This is a genomic window from Psychrobacter sp. NZS113, assembly GCF_015864825.1.
In the GTDB taxonomy this organism is placed as follows: Bacteria; Pseudomonadota; Gammaproteobacteria; order Pseudomonadales; family Moraxellaceae; genus Psychrobacter.
Map to the genome: position 1 here is coordinate 105,436 of NZ_JADYWL010000002.1, position 22,707 is coordinate 128,142.

Below are 22,707 nucleotides of genomic sequence, written 5' to 3' on the forward strand. Positions count from 1 at the left end.
TGGTCGATAAAACAGGGCAGTGGACTACTAGCAGTAGATAGCTATTGACTGGACCATCCAACTTAGTATCTTTGTGAAGATTGTGTTGTATTTAACTGAGACCTCACCACGATTTTGGTACTTAAGAATAGTCACTCTCCGGCTACTTACGTTTCAGTAACCTGTTCTGTAAATACTACTTAACACGCCACTACAATAAACCTTTCCCCAAAATCTTAATACTTTTTCCATGGTGTTTATCGCAGCGTATTCCTTTCGAACGTGCCTTGGTTATCCGCTTTACAGAGTGGCTCAGGCAAATCATTCCTGATTAATTATGCTCATTTTAATCGTAAATATTGTAAGTCAGACAATCCTAGCTGATAACTGCCTCGCTGCCTGAACCATGTTCTTTGAGTAATTACGCGCATCTTGTGGATTTAAGGTTTTACCGACAATTCCGGCACTAATCGCCGCGACGGCTTCATTACGTAGATTAAGAATAGGAGTAGCGATACTGCTGACTTGACTGCCAACCTCATCATGAGTGACGGCATACCCCAATCTTCTAGTCCGTTCTAAATCCTCTTGTATTTGTTCCATACTCTCTTGAAGAGAGGGATTCAACTTCAGCTCTGCTTGGAAGTAACTTTCTTGAAATTCAAGTGATCGCATTGCCAGAATTGTTTTACCTGATGCTGAGAGGTGCAATGGCATCGTCTGACCCACATAAATATTGAAAGCACCACTGAGTGACGACTCAACTTTGGAAACAACGACTACTTTATTACCAATAGGAACACAGAGACAGATTGATTTATGAATTTCATTCTTCAAAATTTCAGCAATAGGATAAAAAAATGGAATAATGTTCTGTTTATTATAGATAGTAGACGCGATTTGGAATATTTTCGAACCAATGCAGTAGGACTTATTACGGCTTGGATCTAGAGCGACCATCTGATGTTCAAGCATTGTATTAATTATACGATGACCACTCGCAACGGCAATACCGGTTTCTCTACAAATTTCGGAAAGTGTTAAAGGATAAGCTGTAGATGCCAACAAATCCAAAATCATCATTGTGCTATCTACTGCAGGTGCTTTAGATTTTTCTTTATTCTGCATTTTTTTACTATCCTATTTTTTATATATAAAAAAATAACTGTATTTACTAAATATTTCTGTATTTGTTAAGTATGCAATTAATATGCCTTTCCTCATAAAGCTACTTTCAAATAACGCACTATTCAAGTATTGGATATAAGCGTTTTCCTTGCACTCAAGACTGCTCTATATCACTAAACCTAGCAGGATATAGAAGCAATTACTAACACTTACCATGCAATTTATATAACTATAAAAGAAAGATGTCTGTGTCTACAAGCCATTTATATCCGCATATAAAATCGAATGATTCTTTTCGATATCAAATGAATACTTACTGTCTAACATCTAAACATTTATTAGTTCAAGGGAGTACTTACTCGCTCACTTTTGTGAACTATCTTGTATTTTATTCAGGAATATAAGTAACAACCTACGATCGTATAGATTTTGTTAGCGCCTGACTATACAAGATAGACAGCCATAAGTCACGAGTGCTACGCGATAAACCCAACGTTGATATTTTTTACTTTCTGTTTTGATTGTGCGAAATAAAACACTTAAATATGCATTTGTAAATGTAAGGAATATTTCTATATATGGAAATATTATTCTAAATATAAAAAAGTGTTTGACAACTTATCTAAGCCAATCTAGGATATCTCCAACGACAGCTAGGATGTCTCCGACGACAAAAGGATTATAGTCATGAAAATGGAACAAAACTTCATAAACAATGAATTCGTTCATTCAGCAAACCTCTCTACAATCTCTGTTTACAATCCCACCAATGAAGAACTCATCGCACATGTTCCTTCAGCTACTTCAGAAGAAGCCATTCATGCTGTAGCAGTTGCGGCAGAGGCTCAAAAATCTTGGCGAAAACTCACCAGCATTGAACGTGCAGGTTATTTGCATAAGTTAGCCGATGCCTTGTTGCAACATAAGCATCTTATCGGAACTGCTTTGGCTGAGGAATCAGGTAAAAGCCTTGAAGATGCGACCAATGAAGCCGTATATGCATCCGATATTACTCGCTACCATGCAGAATGGGCCCGCCGTATTGAAGGTGAAATCATCCCTAGCGATTCACCGTCAGAGAACCTACTACTGCAGAGAGAACCAATAGGGGTAGTCAGCTGCCTCATCCCATTCAACTATCCTGTTTACACCTTACTTCGTAAGATCGCTCCGGCATTGATAACTGGAAATACGGTTGTTGTTCGTCCAAGTAATAATACGCCTTGCTCAGCATTCGCTATTGCTAGAGCCGTACAGGAAGCAGGGATTCCCAAAGGCGTTGTCAACATCTTAACAATGGACCATGCCACTGCAGAGATCTTATGCACACACCCAAAAGTTGGCATGATTACATTAACAGGTAGTGTTGGTGCAGGACGCAAGGTACTTGAGTATTCACAAGTTAACATTGCTAAGTCGTCTCTGGAACTCGGAGGCAAAACCCCTGCCATCGTAGAACCTGATGCAGATCTTGAAAAAGCAGCAATGGATATCGTCGCCTCCAAAACAACCAATTGCGGTCAGCTATGTACAGCGGTTGAGCGTGTCTATGTGCACGAAGATATTTATGAGAAATTCGTGGCCTTACTGCGAAAGCATATGAGCGCACAACAATTTGGTGATCGCTCAACAAACCCTAAATTTATGGGGCCGTTGGTTAACGATAATGCTCGTCTAAATATTCATCAGATGGTAGAGCGTGCGATTGATGATGGTGCCACATTAGAAGTTGGTGGCTATATCCCTGAAGGTCTTGGTCATTTTTATCCACCCACTCTTCTGACTAATTGCCGCCAAGACATGGAGATTGTGCAAGAAGAAATATTCGGCCCAGTTTTACCTGTATTGAAATATAGCAATGCTGATGAAGCGCTTGCTTTAGCAAACGACCATCAGTTCGGTCTTGCATCCGTTGTTTATACCGAAAAATATCGCACAGCAATGAAGATTGCTAACAATATTGAAGCTGGTGAAATATATATCAACCGCACCCCATCTGATCCTTATCAAGGCTTCCATGCAGGCTGGAAACGTTCTGGCTTAGGCGGTGATGATGGAAAACACGGCATGCTTCAATATACCCAAACACGCCTCGTAGTTCTCAACTACTAATTTATTATCAGCTAAATTTTAGCCATAACTGTTTGGCGAGGTAATAAAAATTATGAATACTCTTACTCCACAACCTTTATATATAGTTAAAAACCCAAACTCTAATTTCAAGCGTTACTTTCAGTTCTCTCTATTACTACTAGCAGCTGGTGCGATTTATCCTTTACTTTATCTGCGCCAAAACTTTGAAACGTCAATTTTGGAAGCATTTCAGATTACTACCAGTGATCTGGGTAATTACTACTCCATGCTAGGAACCATGTTTCTTATTTGCTACGTCCCTAGTGGTTGGTTGGCAGACAAGGTCTCGCCGCGGCTACTCATTGCTTTCTCTATGGCGTTGACAGGTGGTTTAGGATTATGGTTTGCCGCTATCCCTTCCAAGGAGTTTCTACCATATATCTTTATGGCTTGGGGAATCGGTGCTGGTCTGACTTTTTGGGCATCTATGCTTAAAGGCGTCAAGATGCTGGCTCGCCCAGATGAGCAGGGTCGGTTTTTCGGTATCCTAGATGGCGGACGCGGCTTGGTTGAAGCTATTTTGGCAACTATTGCAATCGCTATTTTTTCTTATGCCGTTGATTCTCAAGGCCAAAGTACTACTGTTGCTTTGAAACAAGTTATCTACATGTATTCTTTTATATGTATTGTCACAGCGATACTGACTTTCATATTTGTACGTACTGACAAAGTACTCGAGAAAGCTACCAGTAAAAGTGGTAGTGGTAATCTGCTTGTAGATTTAAAGACACTCGCCTCTATTCCTGAATTATGGATGGTCGCTGCCGTTATTTTTTGTGGCTATCAGTTGTTTTGGGCAACGTATTCTTTTTCTGCATTTATGCAAGAGGGTTATGAAATTACAGCCGTCACCGCAGGATTTATCACAGTGGCTAAGCTTTGGATGCGACCCATTGGTGGTATTGGTGCAGGGTTTCTTGGTGATAAATACGGTAAAGAAAATATCTTGGCAGTAGCGTTAATAGGTGCTTCTCTAGGTTTGATAGGCATGATTGCATTCCCTCAGTTGAGCTCGATTTACATGTTACTGGCTATCGTACTATTTATAGGAGTCTTGACTTACGCCATTCGTGGCTTGTATTGGGCAATACTCGATGACTGTAATATTCCACTGCATGTAACAGGTCTAGCGATTGGTGTGATCTCCCTTGTGGCCTATACACCAGATATATTCCTACCACAAATCTATAGTTTTATCGCTGATCGCTATGAAGGTATTGCTATCTATAACCTCTACTTTGGTTATATCGCCGGTATGGGATTACTCGGTACGGCTGCCATCCTTAAACTAAAAAAAATGACTTATAAGAAAAAGTCTCTATAACGAAATCTATAGTATTTCAATTAAAAAAATAATGTCTACTCAAAAGGATTTGTCATGAAAGTTGTCTCTTGCGAAACACATATAGTTGCTACGCCCCCTCCACATGTCGGTGGCATGTACTGGATTTTCGTCACCCTAAAAACTGCTTGCGGTATAGAAGGTATTGGTGAAGTATATGCTGCATCATTTCACCCATCCGTTATGAAGTCAGCGATTGAAGATGTCTTTGACCGCTATCTTAAAGGGTATGACCCGCATCATGTAGAACGTTTCTTCCGGGAAGCTTATTCCAGTGGCTTTACACAACGACCAGACTTAACCATGATGGGCGTAATAAGTGGCCTTGAAATGGCTTGTTGGGACATTATTGGTAAAGCAGCAAACAAACCAGTATACGAGCTAATCGGAGGTAAGATTCACGATAAATTGCGTTCATATACTTATCTTTACCCTAAAAATAAAGCTGGAGAGTACGATTACGATAACGTAGATCTAGCAGTTGAATGCGCTATTAAAGATATGGAAAGCGGCTTTACAGCTTTAAAGTTTGATCCTGCGGGACCATATAGCGCTTATTCTGGTCATCAAATCTCATTAGAAGCGCTAGAAAAATCCGCTGTTTTTTGCCAACGAATTAGAGATGCTGTTGGTAATAACTGCGACCTTCTCTTTGGTACTCATGGGCAGATGAGTCCTGCCTCAGCAATAAGACTGGCCAAAAGACTCGAACCTTTTGATCCATTATGGTTTGAAGAGCCAGTACCTCCGGGCCAGTCAGAGGCGATGGCACGTGTCGCTAGCAAGACAAGCATTCCAGTGGCTACTGGCGAACGCCTGACAACCAAGTATGAGTTTCACGATGTGCTTAAACATGGTGCGGCCTCTATCCTACAGATGAATCTTGGACGAGTCGGCGGCATCCTTGAAGCCAAAAAAATAGCCTCCATTGCAGAAGCCTATTATGCCCAGATAGCACCCCATCTATATAACGGTCCGGTGGGCGCTGCAGCAAGCATTCAGTTAGCAACCGCCACCCCAAACTTTTTGATTCAAGAAAGTATTATGACGTGGGGAGGGTTTCATGCTGAAGTCCTACAAGAAAAAATCGAATGGAAAGATGGTTATATCATTCCTTCTGATAAACCAGGATTAGGCATTGAACTAAATATGGAAGTGGTGAAAGCCTGCTCTCCATATACAGGTAAAAAACTTCATTTATCGATGGATCCAAAGCCTTACGACTACAAAGAACAATCCTGCACCAATTGGAAAACTAAGGTGGGGATCTAAATATGGAATATGATTTCATCATTGTTGGTACAGGTTCTGCAGGATGTATATTAGCAGATCGTCTGAGTGAGTCTGGCCAGTACTCTGTGCTAATTCTCGAAGCAGGAGGTAAAGACAATAGTCCTTGGATTAAACTACCGCTTGGTTTTGGCAAAACTTACTACAACCCACAATACAACTACATGTACTACAGTGAACCGGAAACGGCTCTAGCTAACCGAAAAATTTACGCGCCAAGAGGTAAGGTTCAGGGCGGTTCAGGATCCATTAATGCCATGATTTACGTGCGAGGGCAGGCGGCAGATTTCAACGATTGGGCAGCAGCAGGAAATGAAGGCTGGTCTTATGAAGATGTACTACCTTACTTCAAAAAAATAGAACAACACCCTGCAGGCGATACCAAATACCGCTCATCTAAAGGGAAAATTGCTATTACTCCAATGAAAGATGGTGCACACAGTCTTTGTAATCACTATTTAAAAGGCGCTGAAGAAGTTGGCTATAAAATCAATGATGATTTTAATGGTGAGCATTTTGAAGGTGCTGGTATTTACGAGATTAATGCCCGTAAAGGACAACGAGATTCGAGCAATACGGCCTATCTAAAGCCTGCATTAAAACGTGCCAATCTTCATATTCAACATAATACCGTCGCAGAAAAGATATTATTTGATGAGCATAAAAATGCGTACGGCTTAGTAATTCGTCAAAACAACCAGATTGAAACGGTGACGGCGAAACGTGAAATTATTATCTCAGCAGGTGCGGTGGACTCGCCAAAACTGTTGCAATTATCAGGTATTGCAGATCACTCATTACTGGCTAAGCATAACATTCAGATGGTTCACAATGCTCCGGCTGTTGGTCAAAACCTACAGGACCACTTATGTGTTAGTTACTATTACAGGGCCAATATAAAAACCCTGAACGATGACCTTGGTTCTATGTTTGGTCAGGCTAAAGCAGGTCTCAAATACCTAGTCAACCGAGGCGGTCCACTTGCAATGAGTGTAAATCAAGGAGGTGGATTTTTCAAAGGAACCTCTGATGAAGATCTGCCAAATATTCAACTGTACTTCAACCCGATGTCTTATCGCATACCTAACGATCCGAAAGCGACTTTAGAGCCAGAACCTTATTCAGGGTTTTTAGTAGCGTTCAATCCCTGCCGACCAACGAGTAAGGGAGTTATAGAGTTAGCGTCTGCTGATCCTTTAGACCCTGCTTTGATAAAGCCTAACTACTTGTCGACTGAGAAAGATATAAAGGAAGTCATTCAGGGTAATAAGCTAATTCGTGAGCTAATGAATGCGCCAGCTCTTAAAGCCATCACGGTTGAAGAAGTATCCCCAGCCAACCAAGTCACTGACGAAGCAAGCATGCTGCAGTTTTTTAGAGAAAACGCGGGCTCTATTTATCATCTTTGCGGTTCATGCGCCATGGGTCCCGACCCTAAGACGGCAGTGGTAGATAGTCGATTGCGTGTTTATGGTGTGACAGGCCTACGAGTCATTGATGCCTCTATCTTTCCTAATATAACGTCAGGAAATCTCAATGCACCAGTAATGATGGTCGCAGAAAAAGGAGCTGATATGGTACTGCAAGATCATATCAATTAACGATAGCCAATCCTCTATAAAAGAGTGACAGCGTTAGCCTCGCTTGAAGTATCACAGTTACATCTGCACTCGGTTGCCTTGTCTCTCTTTTAAACTGAATTAACTATATACAATAACTAGATGATAAAAAGGCTGCTAACACTATATAAAATATAGTGTTAGCAGCCTTTTACTGTTACCGGTGTTGAATTGTGTACCTAAATACAAGTGTGCGATTGATATGGCCAATCATCTAAGAGCGCGACACAATTTGACAGATAGTATCAATGTCGGTATCGGTATCAAAAATCTGTTTGACAATCAAAAGAGAAGGGAAGAATGCAGCATGTGGGTTTCAGCCATACTTTTTCTTATGCTAAAACTCCTTATATATACCTTGTAAGGAACTCTATTGTGAGCTGTATTCTTTTAAGTTGTAGTTATACTCAACTAATATCAAATTATACAATCAAACTATCTACTAGAAGTTGAATGCTAGTGTCTAACGCATTATTAGCGAATTTCTTATTTTTTAAACTATGATTACAAACCGCTTCCGTTTGTGTAGAAAAATCAGAATAGTGCTGAGTGACGGCCCAAATATGAAAAATTAAATGAATGGCAGAAACGGACTTAATCTTGTTATCTGCAATCCATTCGTCAATCACTGCCACTTTTTCTCGAACCAAGGACTTCAAAGGTCCTTTTAATACGGCCATCAAGTGAGGGGCGCCTTGCATAATCTCTAATGCATACAGTCTTGATGCTGCAGGCGATTTCTTTGAAACTTTATATTTCTCTTCAATGTAGTTTATAAGGGCCTTTCTTGGATCTTGGTTGACATTCATCTCGTTCAAAGGTGATAGCCACTTGCTAAGCACCCTTTCTAAAACGGCAACATACAGAACCTCTTTACTGTCGAAGTAGTAGAATATATTCGATTTAGATATATGAGCTTCTTCAGCGATTTTTTCCATTCGCGCCCCATTTAATCCTTCTTGAGAGAACACAATCAATGCAGCATTGATGATGTGTTCTTTCTTCTTCAATATCTTTGAACTCGTTTCTATCTCTTCTTTTAGCACGTATTCTCTCAATGTATGGTTCCTGATCATAAAGTCATGTAAACCTAATTTTACATGATAATTAAGTCAATTTAGAAAAAGGTTAAATCAACCGAGTGCATATACCCACTGGTTGGTCAAAACAGACATGTCGGCAGCATTTAATCACGCAGCTGTATCGAGTTTATAAGGTATTTGACTATAACGATTTGGTATCAAAAAACCCCTCTTTTTTACTCATTCAACATCATTTTTATCAATATGCACTATTAAAAACTTTCTGCACTATTTTACAACATTCTGCACTATTTTATAACATCCGCACTATTTTCATGCATGTTTTTAAACCATATGGTCTAAAAATTTTTGCATATAAAAACGGTAAGTATTTGATAAATAACAATTAATTAATTTGGCATAAATTATGCTACGTAAAAAACATGAAATAATCTTTATTTCTTTTATAGCTCTTTCTTCCTCAAACTTATAGGTGAAATTATGGAAATAGGTATTTTTTGTCCGATTGGCAACAATGGCTGGTTAATTTCAAAAAACGCGCCGCAGTACAAGCCAACATTTGAGCTTAATAAGCAAATTGTGCAACGTGCTGAGCACTATGGTTTCGATTTTGCGCTCTCGATGATTAAGCTACGCGGCTTTGGCGGGGAGACGGAGTTTTGGGATTATAACCTTGAAAGCTTCACTTTGATGGCAGGATTGGCTGCGGTCACGTCCAAGATAAAAATCTATGCCACATCGGCGACGTTGGTCATGCCACCTGCAATCGTAGCAAGAATGGCATCGACGCTTGATAGTATCTCAAACGGACGTTTTGGATTGAATGTCGTGACTGGCTGGCAAGAAGCAGAATATGGACAAATGGGAATGTGGCCAGGCGATGATTATTTTGGTAAGCGCTATGACTACCTATCTGAGTATGTCCAGATTTTAAGAGATTTGTGGGCGACAGGCCAATCTGATTTGAAGGGTGAGTTCTTCCAGATGGATGACTGTCAAGTGAAGCCCATTCCAAAAGCAGATATGAAGATTATCTGTGCGGGTCAATCAGATACAGGGTTAGCATTTTCTGCAAAACATGCTGATTACAACTTTGTCTTTGGTAAAGGTCTAAACACACCTACCGCTTATGCCGGTATCAATGACCGCTTAAAGGTACACACGGATAAGACGGGCCGTAATGTTCCGACCTATGTTCTCTTTATGGTCATTGCAGATGAGACCGATGAAAAAGCCCAAGCAAAATGGCAATCATACAATGAAGGTGCGGATTTTGAAGCCATTGATTGGTTGCAGTCACAAGGCGGTAAGGACAAAACATCGGGCAAAGATACCAATATTCGCCATATGGCCTCAAGCGTTTCACCAGTCAATATTAATATGGGTACGCTGGTCGGCTCCTTTGAAAATGTCGCCAGCATGTTAGACGAAGTTGGTGAGATACAAGGTACTGATGGCGTCTTACTTACTTTTGATGACTTCGTGCAAGGTGTTGAAGATTTTGGCAGTAAGATTCAGCCCCTTATGAAGAGCCGTATCAATGTCGATACCCCAGTTGCCAGTCAAGCTGTCAGCGAAGCCTAATAAAAGGAGTGGATATGAATTCGGTTAATACAATTTGTGCAGACTTTACCAAGGAATCTTCTCCCGTTTTAGAGTCGTTGCCTGAACCTATCAAGCTAGATCCCTCCCAGACGGCATTGATCGTAGTAGATATGCAAAATGCTTATGCCAGTCAAGGCGGTTATCTAGATTTGGCTGGGTTTGATGTCACAACGACCAAACCCGTCATCGATAAAATTAAGCAAGCCGTGGATATTGCGCACCAAGCTGGCATACAAGTTATCTATTTTAGAAATGGCTGGGACAATAAATATGTGGAGGCTGGTGGTAGTGGGTCGCCCAACTATCACAAATCAAACGCATTAAAAACCATGCGTAAGAATCCTGAAATTGAAGGAACGTTATTAGCAAAAGGGGGCTGGGATTACGAGTTGGTCGACGAGCTTAGCCCTGCGCCTCAAGACATCGTTATAGACAAACCTCGATATAGCGGCTTTGCGAACACCAACTTTGATAGTGTATTGCGATCACGGGGTATACGTAATCTATTGCTCACTGGTATCGCGACTAACGTCTGTGTTGAATCTACGCTTCGAGATGGATTTTTTCTTGAGTATTTTGGGGTGTTATTAGATGACGCTTGTTATCAGGCAGGACCAGTAGAGGCTCATGAGGCCACACTATATAACGTAAAAACCTTTTTTGGTTGGGTCTCTGATGTTGCAAGCATGCAGCAGTGTTTTACAGATAGCTAACGTTTTAATTAGCCAGTTTTTAGCAACCTAAACCATGCTTTTCATACTTAACCTAACCGCAATAGGAATGTAGATATGTCTAAACAAGTGATTATCCCTGAAGGTACCAGCAAGCCATTAGCCCCTTATGTACCCGCTACCAAGGCCGATAACATCGTTTATGTCTCCGGTACTTTGCCTTTCGATGAAAACAACGATGTCGTACATGTGGGCGATGCCGCTGCCCAAACTCGCCATGTATTAACGACGATCAAAAACGTGATTCAAACTGCTGGCGGCGATATGGATGACGTGACATTTAATTCAATCTTTGTAAAAGATTGGGCAGATTATGACGCGGTCAATCAAATCTATGCAGAATTTTTCCCCAATGAAAAGCCAGCAAGATTTTGTATCCAATGCGGGTTGGTAAAACCAGACGCTTTAGTTGAAATCGCGTCCATAGCGCACATTGGATAAAGACCTGTTTGAAAATGACTGCAGTTAGTGAATTTAAAGTTACCTGACATGGAATCCCCTAGCATTGAACTGTAGTAGGGCGCTTTAGTTAACTACACATGTGGCGGAATATTGTTTAAAAGGAAATGACAGATGAATACAGTAATTAAAGAAAGCCAAGTAACGCAATCCTCATTAATGAAACATAAATCTAAAGAATCATTCACCTCTACGGCAGCAAACTTAACTGACATGCAGCAATCTTTTAGAGATGCGATGAGTAATTTGGCTGCCGCCGTCAACATTATCACCACTGAGGGTCCGGCAGGGCGGGCAGGATTTACCGCCTCTGCTGTGTGTAGTGTCACTGACTCACCACCAACCTTATTAGTGTGCTTAAACAGAAGCGCTTCTGTCTATCATTATTTTAAAGAAAACATGGTGCTATGCGTCAACACACTTGCTCTTGAACATAAAGATCTAAGCGGTGTGTTCGGGGGTAAAAAATCTCTGGAAGAAAGGTTTGAACAAGGCAGTTGGTCTACGCTGTCGACAGGCTCGCCTGTACTAGAAGATGCCAGTATCTCTTTTGATTGTAAGATCAAACTCATTAGCTCGGTGGGAACTCACGATATTCTTATTTGTGAAGTATTGGATATCAAACACAAGCCTGATTGTGAAAGTCTCATCTATTTCAATCGAGACTACCATCAATTAAGTAAGTGCACGAACTAAGTATCATCCCTCTACTTTTTAAGGATATTGAAAATGGATAAATGGTTTGTTAAATGGCGTCCCTATACTGGAAACCTAGAAACGACGCCGGTAGGTATCAATGAGTATCTACCCATGGGTAAAAGTGTGGTGTTAGGCGCACAGCACTCATTCGCAATGTTCGGTGCGACAATCTTAGCCCCATTATTAATGGGATTCGATCCTAGCTTAACCATGCTGATTACTGGTATAGGTACGATACTTTTCTTTCTGATTACTGGCGGTCACGTACCAAGTTATTTAGGCTCAAGCTTTGCCTTTATCGGGGCAGTAGCAGCAGTAACAGGCTATAGCGGCACTGGTATCAATCCAAATATTGGCATTGCGCTTGGGGGCACACTGGTCTGCGGGGTCTTATACGCATTGATGGGTCTGCTGGTGATGAAGACAGGTGCAGGGTGGATTGAGAATTTGATGCCACCTGTGGTCACTGGGTCCATTGTGATGATTATCGGGTTGAACTTAGCGCCTGTCACCATACAGAGCGTCATCGGCAGTAGCTTTGATTCTTGGATGGCGTTGGTCACCGTGTTGTGTATCTGTTCAGTCGCCGTATTCACCAAAGGTATGGTCAGACGCTTGCTACTGTTAATAGGACTAGTCGCTGCATATTTTATTTATTTCCTATTAACGAATGTAATGGGTATGGGCAAGCCTATCGATTTTAGTCCAATTGCGAATGCTGCCTGGTTCGGTCTGCCAACACTATATTCTCCTGTCTTTGAGACCAGTGCCATATTAGTCATCGCACCCGTCTTTATCATCTTGATCGCTGAAAACCTTGGGCATTTCAAAGCAGTAGAGGCCATGACTGGCAAAAGTATCTCGCCTTATATGGGTAGAGCGTTCTTTGCTGATGGCCTTTGTACCACGCTTTCGGCTTCGGTAGGCGGCACTGGTATGACGACCTATGCAGAAAACATCGGCGTCATGGCAGCGACTAAAATTTACTCTACAGTCGTCTTTGTCATAGCAGGTGTCTTCGCCATTCTATTGGGCTTATCCCCTAAGTTTGGCACCTTGATCAGTACCATTCCTGTTGCCATTTTGACAGGTGCTTCCATCGTTGTCTTCGGTTTGATTACGATCGCCGGCGCACGTATTTGGATGAATGCAAAAATTGATTTTAGTAAGAATGGCAATATGTTGGTAGCCGCCGTTCCAGTCATCCTAGGCACTGGCAATTATTCACTAAACATTGCTGGCTTTGATTTAGGTGGTATCGGTACCGCTACTTTTTTAGCCATTCTTATGAATCTCGTTTTTAATTTTAAAAACAAACAAAAAGAAATGAGCGTGACCACTGATAAAGAAGTCGTTACATCAGAGCCGCTCTTGAAGCTCAATACATAAATTTAAACACCTATTTGATATTACCTTAAGGAATCGTGTCATGACTGCAGAACTACGCAACGTACAACAATTGATAAACGGCGAATTTACTGAATCGACTACCACAGAATGGATTGATATCACCAATCCAGCCACTCAAGAAGTTATCGCCAAGGTACCACAATCAACACCTGAGGAAATTGATCAAGCCATCAAAATGGCCGCTGAGGCTTTTAAGAGCTGGCGTATCACACCCATCAGCAAAAGAGCGCGTGTGTTTCTAAAGTATCAACAACTGATACGTGAACATATGGATGAACTGGCGGCGCTACTGACGGAAGAACAAGGTAAGACACTGGCAGATGCTAGAGGCGATGTGTTTAGAGGTCTTGAGGTCGTAGAACACGCATCAGGTATCGGTAACTTGCAACAAGGGGGCTACATTGAAAACGTCGCTAGTAGTGTTGATATGTATACCGTTCAGCAGCCAATAGGTGTCTGTGCAGGTATTACCCCCTTTAACTTTCCTGCCATGATACCCCTATGGATGTTTCCAATGGCCATCGCCACAGGCAACACATTCATCTTAAAACCCTCTGAACAAAATCCAATCGTTACCATGAGATTGGTCGAGTTGGCCCTTGAAGCAGGTATACCAAAAGGGGTGTTAAGTGTCGTTCATGGTGGTAAAGATACAGTGGATGCGCTGTGCGACCACCCTGACATAAAAGCGATATCTTTCGTTGGTTCAACAGCAGTTGGTAAGCACGTATATGACCGTGCAGGTCAGGCTGGCAAACGTGTGCAATGTATGATGGGTGCGAAAAACCATGCCGTTATCATGCCTGATGCCAATAAAGAACAAAGTCTGAATCAGTTGGCAGGTGCAGCATTTGGTGCAGCAGGTCAGCGATGCATGGCACTGTCTGTCGTGGTGTTGGTTGGGGAATCTAAACAGTGGGTTGATGAAATTGTAGAAAAATCAGCACAGCTAGTCGTTGCCGCTGGCAAGGATGACAAAGACTTAGGTCCGCTAATATCTAAGCAAGCCAAAGCCCGTGTCGAGCGCTTAATCCAAGCTGGTATAGATGAAGGTGCGCATCTAAGACTAGATGGGCGCGGTTGTCAGGTAGAAGGTTATGAAGAGGGTAACTTTGTTGGTCCAACCATCTTAGATCATGTAACCACTGATATGAGCTGCTATACCGAAGAGATCTTTGGTCCTGTCCTATGCATTATGTATGCCGACACGCTTGAGGAAGCCATTGAGATTATCAATACCAATCCAAATGGTAATGGCACTGCCATTTTTACCCAGTCTGGCGCCCATGCACACAAGTTCCAACAAGATATCGATGTTGGACAAGTTGGTATTAACTTGCCAATTCCAGTACCGCTACCGATGTTTTCGTTTACAGGGTCTAGAGCCAGTAAGCTCGGTGACTTAGGTCCTTATGGTAAGCAAGCGGTACAGTTTTATACACAGACTAAAACGGTGATATCACGTTGGTTTGATGAAGATGCTAGTGAAGGCGTAAATACTACTATCTCTATGAAGTAGCGATACGGCCGTATCAAACGTAGGACGTTATGTAGAGCGTGTGATTAATTGACAACAGGCTCTACATAACAACATACAAAAGCAAATATAAATGCAAATGGTGGATTTTATGAATATCAATACAATACCAGAAATCATTGAAGATATTAAAGCAGGCAAGATGGTCATAATCATGGATGATGAGGATCGGGAAAATGAAGGTGACCTGATTATGGCAGCCAGTTTGGCCAAACCTGATGATATTAACTTTATGATCACACATGCCAGAGGTTTGGTTTGTTTGACCTTGACCTCCGAGCGTTGCAAAAAATTAAAACTACCTCTCATGTGCAAAGACAACCAAGCACCTTACAGTACAAATTTCACCGTTTCCATTGATGCAGCAGAAGGGGTAAGTACCGGAATATCAACGGCAGACAGAGCTCAGACCATTAGAACTGCCGTGTCCCAAGACGTTACCTTTGATGATGTTGTAACCCCAGGGCATATTTTTCCATTAGTGGCTAAAGAAGGTGGTGTTCTAGAACGCGCTGGACATACTGAGGCAGGTTGTGACCTAACGAGACTGGCTGGTTTAGAACCTGCTGCGGTTATTGTAGAAATCATCAACCAAGATGGTGAAATGGCTCGTAGAAATGATCTGATGAAATTCGCCGATACTCATAATCTAAAGGTCGGCACCATAGACGCGTTAATTAAATATATTAAATCTCAAGAGACCGTTGAAAATATAGATAAAATCGAAAATTTCGAAGAAACCGTAACGTATGAATATGATGAAAGCGATGAGCGTACCGTTGAATTGATTTAGTAAATTTAATTTAACTTGATTTTATAAGCTATTAGATACTTTTACCGCAATTTGAAATTTACTAAAATTGGATGAAACCCTATGTTAGTTAAAAAATATCCTTGTAAGAACGACACGACAGAAACGATCGTATTTAGTTCAGGTTTAGGCGGGCATGCTGATTTTTGGTTACCTCAAATTGAGTGTTTTACCGAGCATTATAATGTGATTTGCTATGAACAAGAGGGGGTATCGCCTGATAGCGATCTCTTACCCGATGACTACTCCATGCAAGATTTAGCGGATCAATTAATTGAAATATTAAAACAAGAAGGGCTGTCTAATTATCATTTCGTCGGTCACGCGCTTGGCGGATTTATCGGTATGGAAGTCGCTTATAAAGCGCCAGAGTTGTTAGATAAACTGGTCATCTTAAATGGGTGGGAAAGCCTCGATCCTCACACTATTAAATGTTTTAGCATGCGACAAAGCTTGATAGAAAATACAGGTATAGAAGCCTTTGTACGCGCCCAAGCGATATTTTTGTACCCACCTATATGGATATCAGACAACATAGAAGCACTCACGCAAAAAGAAGATAAAGCAATTGCTAACTTTGCTCCTGTTAAGAACGTCTTAACGAGATTAAAAGCCTTGCAGTCTTATCAACCTCTAATAAATGCTAAGCATATCAAAAACAAAACGTTGGTTTTAAGCAATCTTGATGATGTGTTGGTGCCATGGCAACGCGGACTGGCTTTAGCCGATAATATGCAAAACGCCCAATTTGAGTTAATGCTGACGGGTGGACATGGCAGTACAATCACAGAGACCTGCTCAACCAATAGCAAAATCCTTCAATTCTTATCTAAAATTTAATATCAATTAGGACGTACTATGACTGATTCCCTATCGTTATCTCCAAAAGATCTAGATCAACTGTTTGGTAAGGCCAGATCCTTCAACGCTTGGCAAAAAAAAGACGTGCCAGATACACTAATTGAAGAGATCTATCATTTAGTTAAAATGGCGCCTACCTCGGCCAATTGTTCACCTGCACGTTTTGTATTTCTCCGATCTGATGACGCTAAAGCGCGCTTAGAGCCAGCACTGTCATCAGGTAATATCGAAAAAACAATGACTGCACCTATCACAGTGATTGTTGCTCATGATAATGAATTCTATGAGCAACTTCCTAAATTATTTCCACATACGGATGCCAGATCATGGTTTAACTCTAGCCCTGAACTCATACAAAAAACGGCGTTTAGAAACAGTTCTATGCAAGCGGCGTATCTAATCTTGGCTTGTAGAGCCTTGGGTTTAGATACTGGCCCTATGTCTGGATTTAATAATGAATTGGTGGATAATACCTTTCTTAAAGATAGCAAATGGACTTCAAACTTACTCATTAATATAGGTTATGGTCAAGAAGATCAATTGTATAGCCGTCTCCCAAGGTTAGACTTTGATGAGGCTTGTCAGATCTTATAAGAAAGAATCTATTCATCTACTGAACTGTTTGATTTCGGGATTAATAGACTGAATTGATGACACGTGAAGGATTAGCTGTTTTTGGCTCTATCATATTCAGATGCCAATGCTAAGAATAAGCTATGGGCTTAATGGCCTTTTATGCCAAGCTGTATTTTGCGGAAGTGTTGAAAGTCCATTTCGTAGACATGTCTACGGTTACTTCACTGTAATGGCGAACGGCACAATAAAAACGCTGCATCGAACAGTAATATAGCATTTCTGTTCGATGCAGCGCTGTGTTATGTGTCTCCGTACCACTCGTGTTCTAGCTTAGAAACTGATTGATATGCTCACCAATTTCATCAGGCTTCTCATCAATCAACCAATGAGCGACATCTTCAATCCAAACAAGCTCTGCATTTGGAATCGCTTCTGCCAGCTTTGGTGCATATTCCGGCTTCTGGAAAGGGTCTTTATCACCCCACATGATGAACGTCTGATGCGGAAGGTTGCTAAGTTCGTCAGTAATGGCCTGAGTATATTCTTTATTCAACCGTCTGAGATTGCGAAAAAAGGCATGCTTGCCATCTTCAGTTGACCAAGGTTCGAGATACATCTTAATAAGCTCATCTGTCATGACGCTCTTATCATATACACCTTTTGGTAGGAAGCCTCGCATCATACTTAAAAAGTCCTCTAGACTCATCTCCGACTCAGCATCAGGTTCCTGTAGCGGCTCAAAATCTGGGATAGGCCATGAATCAAAGCAGATGCTATCTATCAAAACAAGCTTTCGAACTTTTTCTGGATAATTGACAGCTATCAACTGAGCAACACCTCCACCAATGTCATGCCCAACAATATCTGCTTGCCGTGCACCTAAGACATCCATGAGCTTCACAATCATGTTGCTTTGCGCATTAATGGATACATCTGCACTTTTTGGTTTTTCAGATTTCCCATAATTGAGAAGGTCGGGGGCGATGACCCGATGTGTTTTTGCAAGTTGTGGAATAATATTTCGCCACATGAGGCTATTGGTTGGAATCCCGTGCAGCAGGATTATTGGACTGCCTGAACCCTGTTCCAAAAATGCAATCTTATGCCCATCAATGTAAGTATAGTTTTCTGTTATTTGAGTGCTCATAGCATCCTCCTAAAGATGAATGTTAATAATCGTGAAATCATTCTATGAAAAAGAGAGACAGATTTTTTTAGCTAAGATAAGCCAATAACTGCCCCAACGTTACAATAGTAATGTGAAGGAATTCTTCAGGAAGTATGCGGTCTCAGTGATCAACGACAACACAGCTATCAAAGATAGCACCAACTGTGTACGAACCTTTATTTATAAGAAGCTTAGTCTCATCACACTATTTCTTCTTCTCGCTTAGTCAAAAGTCTAATGCAATGGTTTTACTGAAATAACGCGACTGTACCAAAGACTGTTGTACTGAAGGTCGTACTGAAGTTAGATAAACCAACCTGACGAAAGTGATATTAATCATACATTAATAACAAAAGCATTATGGCTTCAGCCGTTATAGGTTTGTAGCTCAACCGTTATTAATCGTTAACTACCGTGCAATAGGTAATAAAAAATCTTATTAGCTATAGAACATCAGCTGCTGAAAAGGAAGGACAAAAAGTAGTGAATACTGTTATTAATAATCAAACAGTTGATATAGCTAAAGATGTACAGGATATTAAGAATGGTTTAGGAACGCCAGTTAGCGATTTAAAAATTGAAGTCAATGGTAGAACATATACAAGACATGGAGATGGAGGCAATCAGTTGATTCCAGTCAGCTCTAATAATGCTAATGAGATTTTTACGTTGAGCAGAGGAGAGTATCACAACTTAAAACAAATTATGAGAGACAAAGAAAACATAGATAAAAATCGATCTAATATGTCTAGAAGCGATGCTTTTAACCCTAATGATTCTAAAGAAGCTGTAGGAATTTACAATCTAACTAACTTGAGATAAATATGAAATATTTAAATATTGATTTTGAAAAAGAAGTCAACTTTGAGGAGCTTATTAAATTATTTTTAGATAAGTTTAATGATTTGAAAGTTGCTATAGTAATTAATTCTGAATTATTTTCAAACCTCGAAGGAGATGATGAAAAAGCTAGTATTTTTTGGAATATTTCGGATATTGATATATACAAAGATATAAAGATTCGCTCAAGTATTGATTTTTCTAAAAATATAGATCTGTCAAGATCTGAATTTTTACTATGGCTTCATATGATTTCTATCAATTTAGATTCAAAAATATATGTTCAAATTGATATTCCTGATATTCCTGATAATCCTATTGGTTTTTTTGTTGCATGGCGCATAGATGGTAAATCTAGAAGTTTAGTTCTAGAAGCCGAAGAAGTTTTTGAAGATACTGAGTTTGCTTACTGTGAACCTATAATTGATATGACTAAATACTTAGATGTTTAGAATTAGAAGATAGCCGTTCATTGATATTTTTAGACACTTGAAAAAATAAACTCAGGCTAATCAAAGGCTACGATTCATAAAGAATCGTAGCCTTTTCTATGCCAACAGCCAAATCAACGTGGGCGGCACCACAACCCTTGACATCGGCAATGACCTGACTATCAAAGGCGGCGTGATTAACACGAATAGAGCGCAAGGTACTATTGGTGGTAACGTCAACATCGAATCGCTACAAGACACCGCTACTTATGACAGCGACCAAAAGAACATGGGCTTTAGTGCAGATCTTGATCTTGCCAAAGGTACAGGTTCTAGCCTATCGGTCAATGCTGACTCTAAGATCGTCAATGAACAATCTGGTATTTTCTCCAACGAAGCCGACCTTGTCGCTGAAGGCAAAGGCACCTTCAAAGGTGGTATGTTTGTCACCTCAAAAGAAGCTCAAACCAATGACAAAAGCAACATCGTCTTTAAACAAGGTGTTAGCTCACAAGATATTAAAAATACCACGAGTTATGAAGGTGAGGCATTATCAATTGGTCTAAGCATTGGTAATACCACCGGTAAACCACAAGCCACCATGAACGGCATTGGCTACGGCACAGATAGTGACAGTGATAGCAGTATCACCAAAGGTGGTGTCAGTGGCTACAATGATCCACAAGGCATACTCACCACTGAGAACCGTGAAGCACTTGGCGGTAAGCTTGAGAGTGTGTTTGATGCCAACCAAGTGAATGAGGAGCTTGGGGCGCAGACGCAGATTACACAAGCCTTTGATCAAGAGCGTCGTAACGTCAAGACTGAAATTAATAAGAAAGAGCAGAAACTGCGTGATGAAGCGGAAGAAGCATTTAACAATGGAAATTTTGATCTAGCAGAAGAAAAAGCTTTAGCTGCTAGTGAGCTAAAAAGACAAGGCTTACTATTTGATGCCATCTCTGGTGCTATCTATAGACCTAACAGTAATGGCGCTACAGGTTATGTTGCTAGAGCAGCGAGTCCTTTTGGTGTATTAGGTGCAGCTATCAGTTATGCAACTGGTAATGATGCAGTGACTGGTGGTGTTTCAGCTGGTGCAGGTGAAGCTACCGCGCCTCTCTTATCTCAATTCCTCTATGGTACTAAAGACTCAAGCCGCATTAAAAGCAAAACTTTCAGCACTTCAAAATGCTCAAAACGCAGCAAGTAAAAGTAAAACGCTACCTGATGGACGTGTAAGATATTACACAAAAGAGAAGCCTGCAAGTACATCAGGTAATACTAGAGGAGCATCTTTTGTCACTGAGCATAATCCTAAAACAGGTTTTGTTAGGCAGTGGATGGAAAGCTACAACCATAAAGGTGAAGTTATTAGAGTTAACCCGAAATCAATTAATGGACAGCAAGCTACAGGGCAACATTAGCCACCGACAGGCAAAGAGCTCGGTTGTTAAATGAATTGTGTTTACGAAGACTAGTTTAAAGGTGAGAACATGAACGAAATTATCAAAATCGAATTGTTGGGAATAAAAAAACAAATATTGACTGATTACCAACCTACTAAGGTATCAATACAAGCTATGAAGCTTTTACTTGATTACTCTAGTGAGATACCTTATGAACTTCAGAGTGATCTACACAGCTTAATAGCAATGGATATGGATGAATTCATATTACCTCAAGAGGAATGTATTGAAATTATTGACAGACTAATTGCTTGGTGTTTAGGATGAAAAGGGGAACTAATTAATACTTTCCCTAGTACATTATAGAGTGAGTAAATCATGCAGTTTCTCAGCGTTTATAAGAAAATATCTCAAGATGATCTAGGAGCAGCAGACAGGCATAATAGAGTAGTTTACCGCTCTGAACACTTGAGAAACGATAATTTTTTAGAAAGGGAAAATGATGGAGAAAAATTTAAGGTATTGAGGTACGTGGACGATTGTGATCCTTCCATTTTGATAACAGTTTCAGATATGTTAGAGCTTATTGAAGATATTAGAATAGTAATAAGCGAATCTACACACGATATTGAGATAACAAATCATTTAAAAGAAGTTATTTTCATGTGCAAATTATGTATTTGGAATATAAATGATTTTTATTTAGAAATATCTCCTTGGGGTGTCAATACCGATACGTACCCCAAAGACTTACCTGAGGAATATAGGTTTAATATATCTTGTTTGTAATTAAGATGTTTTTTTACTTGAAAGCCTTGTCATTTCCATTGTCGAATTTTGAAAGAGATAATTATGGAAAATAAAAATTTGAATGTTGAAAATATTAAAATAATGCTAAAAAAACAAATGGGGCGAGATGATTTTTGCAATGATACAGCGTTGTTTTGGTAGGGTTATTTATATGCTTTATTAGAATTCAGCCTAATTGAAGGTGATAATGAGCTATATAATATTTTGCCGCAAGTCGGAAACAAAGAGTGTTATGACTTTTTATTAGGGGAACCCTCAGATATAGAACCTGATTAACTAATTGTTTCAATTTTAAGGAGGTTTTATGGCATTTAAGTATAGTAAAAAAGATTTTCAAGAAGAAATTCCTGAATATTTAGAACTCAGCAACAACCCCCGTCAAGGTTCAATACTTTGGCAAGGCTATTTATTTGGATTGGTAGCAGGTGGCATGCTTAGTATAAACGATTATGAGGACATTCTAGCTACTCTGCCAACTACTGTAACAACATCAATGAATGACAATAATGATTAATTGATTTTAGCCTATAACTTTATAAATTAATCTTGATTTAACTAAAAGCTACGATTTTTCATGTCCTTACGCTAACAGCTAAATCAACGTCGGCGACACCACTACCTTAGACATTGATAACGACTTAAATATCAACCAAAAATTGCCAAGATATTAGACCTCTTGTATAAGTCATCGTTAACTTTCGTGACTCCGTTAGTGGAAGACAATAAACTGCTACTCTTGCAAGAGATCTAAGACAAATTCGTAAATTTACCCTGCGTAAGTAAAATATTTATTCGCTTATTTGTATCAGTACCAGTAAAATGCGAG

At 40.2% G+C, this 22,707-nt stretch carries 21 protein-coding genes and 1 pseudogene; 19 read left to right on the forward strand and 3 right to left on the reverse strand.

From position 1 onward, the window contains the following. Positions 1-345 precede the first annotated feature (345 nt). The gene (locus I6E61_RS03325; RefSeq protein WP_197129747.1) at positions 346-1,107 is read right to left on the reverse strand and encodes an IclR family transcriptional regulator; all 762 of its coding nucleotides are present in this window, start codon (positions 1,105-1,107) and stop codon (positions 346-348) included. Positions 1,108-1,800: 693 nt separating this feature from the next. Here I6E61_RS03325 and aldA point away from each other — a divergent pair. Genes aldA through I6E61_RS03345 form a run of 4 tightly spaced genes read left to right on the forward strand, consistent with a single transcriptional unit; the run spans position 1,801 to position 7,473 of the window. Continuing rightward, the gene (gene aldA, locus I6E61_RS03330) at positions 1,801-3,219 is read left to right on the forward strand and encodes an aldehyde dehydrogenase (protein WP_265091279.1); all 1,419 of its coding nucleotides are present in this window, start codon (positions 1,801-1,803) and stop codon (positions 3,217-3,219) included. Between the two features lie 52 nt (positions 3,220-3,271). Further along, positions 3,272-4,564 (forward strand): nitrate/nitrite transporter, encoded by a 1,293-nt coding sequence (locus tag I6E61_RS03335; protein ID WP_197129753.1) that lies wholly within the window; start codon positions 3,272-3,274, stop codon positions 4,562-4,564. A gap of 54 nt (positions 4,565-4,618) precedes the next feature. Continuing rightward, complete coding sequence (locus I6E61_RS03340) at positions 4,619-5,854, forward strand: mandelate racemase/muconate lactonizing enzyme family protein (RefSeq protein WP_197129756.1); 1,236 nt, start codon at positions 4,619-4,621, stop codon at positions 5,852-5,854. Between the two features lie 2 nt (positions 5,855-5,856). Further along, positions 5,857-7,473, forward strand: a complete 1,617-nt coding sequence (locus I6E61_RS03345) for a GMC family oxidoreductase (RefSeq protein ID WP_197129758.1) — start codon at positions 5,857-5,859, stop codon at positions 7,471-7,473. A gap of 440 nt (positions 7,474-7,913) precedes the next feature. On the opposite strand, the gene I6E61_RS03350 is transcribed toward I6E61_RS03345, so the two are convergent. After that, a complete protein-coding gene (locus I6E61_RS03350) occupies positions 7,914-8,537 on the reverse strand; it encodes a TetR family transcriptional regulator C-terminal domain-containing protein (RefSeq protein ID WP_320158566.1) in 624 nt (207 codons plus the stop codon). A gap of 477 nt (positions 8,538-9,014) precedes the next feature. On the opposite strand from I6E61_RS03350, the gene rutA reads away from it, so the two are divergent. The 9 genes and pseudogenes from rutA to I6E61_RS03395 all read left to right on the forward strand — a co-directional run bounded on the left by rutA (position 9,015) and on the right by I6E61_RS03395 (position 17,241). Beyond that, on the forward strand, positions 9,015-10,118 hold the full coding sequence (gene rutA / locus I6E61_RS03355; protein ID WP_197129778.1) for a pyrimidine utilization protein A: 1,104 nt from the start codon (positions 9,015-9,017) through the stop codon (positions 10,116-10,118). A 14-nt stretch (positions 10,119-10,132) separates the two neighbouring features. After that, on the forward strand, positions 10,133-10,852 hold the full coding sequence (rutB, locus tag I6E61_RS03360) for a pyrimidine utilization protein B (RefSeq protein ID WP_197129781.1): 720 nt from the start codon (positions 10,133-10,135) through the stop codon (positions 10,850-10,852). 75 nt (positions 10,853-10,927) lie between these two features. Further along, the gene (gene rutC, locus I6E61_RS03365) at positions 10,928-11,311 is read left to right on the forward strand and encodes a pyrimidine utilization protein C (protein ID WP_197129784.1); all 384 of its coding nucleotides are present in this window, start codon (positions 10,928-10,930) and stop codon (positions 11,309-11,311) included. Positions 11,312-11,443: 132 nt separating this feature from the next. After that, a complete protein-coding gene (gene rutF / locus I6E61_RS03370) occupies positions 11,444-12,025 on the forward strand; it encodes an NADH-dependent FMN reductase RutF (protein ID WP_197129788.1) in 582 nt (193 codons plus the stop codon). A gap of 33 nt (positions 12,026-12,058) precedes the next feature. Continuing rightward, positions 12,059-13,417, forward strand: a complete 1,359-nt coding sequence (locus I6E61_RS03375; protein ID WP_197129791.1) for a solute carrier family 23 protein — start codon at positions 12,059-12,061, stop codon at positions 13,415-13,417. Positions 13,418-13,457: 40 nt separating this feature from the next. Beyond that, positions 13,458-14,957, forward strand: a complete 1,500-nt coding sequence (locus I6E61_RS03380) for a CoA-acylating methylmalonate-semialdehyde dehydrogenase (RefSeq protein WP_197129795.1) — start codon at positions 13,458-13,460, stop codon at positions 14,955-14,957. A gap of 109 nt (positions 14,958-15,066) precedes the next feature. Further along, positions 15,067-15,693: pseudogene (ribB, locus tag I6E61_RS03385) on the forward strand (3,4-dihydroxy-2-butanone-4-phosphate synthase); the annotation flags it as partial. A 156-nt stretch (positions 15,694-15,849) separates the two neighbouring features. Continuing rightward, a complete protein-coding gene (gene rutD, locus I6E61_RS03390; protein ID WP_197129800.1) occupies positions 15,850-16,626 on the forward strand; it encodes a pyrimidine utilization protein D in 777 nt (258 codons plus the stop codon). Positions 16,627-16,644: 18 nt separating this feature from the next. Next, complete coding sequence (locus I6E61_RS03395; RefSeq protein WP_197129803.1) at positions 16,645-17,241, forward strand: malonic semialdehyde reductase; 597 nt, start codon at positions 16,645-16,647, stop codon at positions 17,239-17,241. 307 nt (positions 17,242-17,548) lie between these two features. Here the strand turns inward: I6E61_RS03395 and I6E61_RS03400 are convergent, their stop codons facing one another. Beyond that, positions 17,549-18,370, reverse strand: coding sequence for an alpha/beta fold hydrolase (locus I6E61_RS03400; RefSeq protein WP_197129806.1), 822 nt, complete (start codon positions 18,368-18,370; stop codon positions 17,549-17,551). 504 nt (positions 18,371-18,874) lie between these two features. Here I6E61_RS03400 and I6E61_RS03405 point away from each other — a divergent pair. The 6 genes from I6E61_RS03405 (at position 18,875) to I6E61_RS03430 (ending at position 22,395) form a co-directional block, all read left to right on the forward strand. Then, entirely contained in the window at positions 18,875-19,213 is a 339-nt protein-coding gene (locus I6E61_RS03405) for a hypothetical protein (protein ID WP_197129809.1), read from the forward strand. A 2-nt stretch (positions 19,214-19,215) separates the two neighbouring features. Then, positions 19,216-19,683, forward strand: a complete 468-nt coding sequence (locus tag I6E61_RS03410; RefSeq protein WP_197129819.1) for a hypothetical protein — start codon at positions 19,216-19,218, stop codon at positions 19,681-19,683. A 76-nt stretch (positions 19,684-19,759) separates the two neighbouring features. Then, positions 19,760-20,875, forward strand: a complete 1,116-nt coding sequence (locus I6E61_RS03415) for a hemagglutinin repeat-containing protein (RefSeq protein ID WP_320158569.1) — start codon at positions 19,760-19,762, stop codon at positions 20,873-20,875. A 283-nt stretch (positions 20,876-21,158) separates the two neighbouring features. After that, positions 21,159-21,398: a hypothetical protein gene (locus I6E61_RS03420; protein WP_197129824.1), complete on the forward strand. Its 240-nt coding sequence runs from the start codon at positions 21,159-21,161 to the stop codon at positions 21,396-21,398. 51 nt (positions 21,399-21,449) lie between these two features. Next, entirely contained in the window at positions 21,450-21,860 is a 411-nt protein-coding gene (locus I6E61_RS03425; protein WP_197129828.1) for a hypothetical protein, read from the forward strand. Positions 21,861-22,185: 325 nt separating this feature from the next. Next, on the forward strand, positions 22,186-22,395 hold the full coding sequence (locus I6E61_RS03430; protein ID WP_197129830.1) for a hypothetical protein: 210 nt from the start codon (positions 22,186-22,188) through the stop codon (positions 22,393-22,395). Positions 22,396-22,707: the final 312 nt, after the last annotated feature.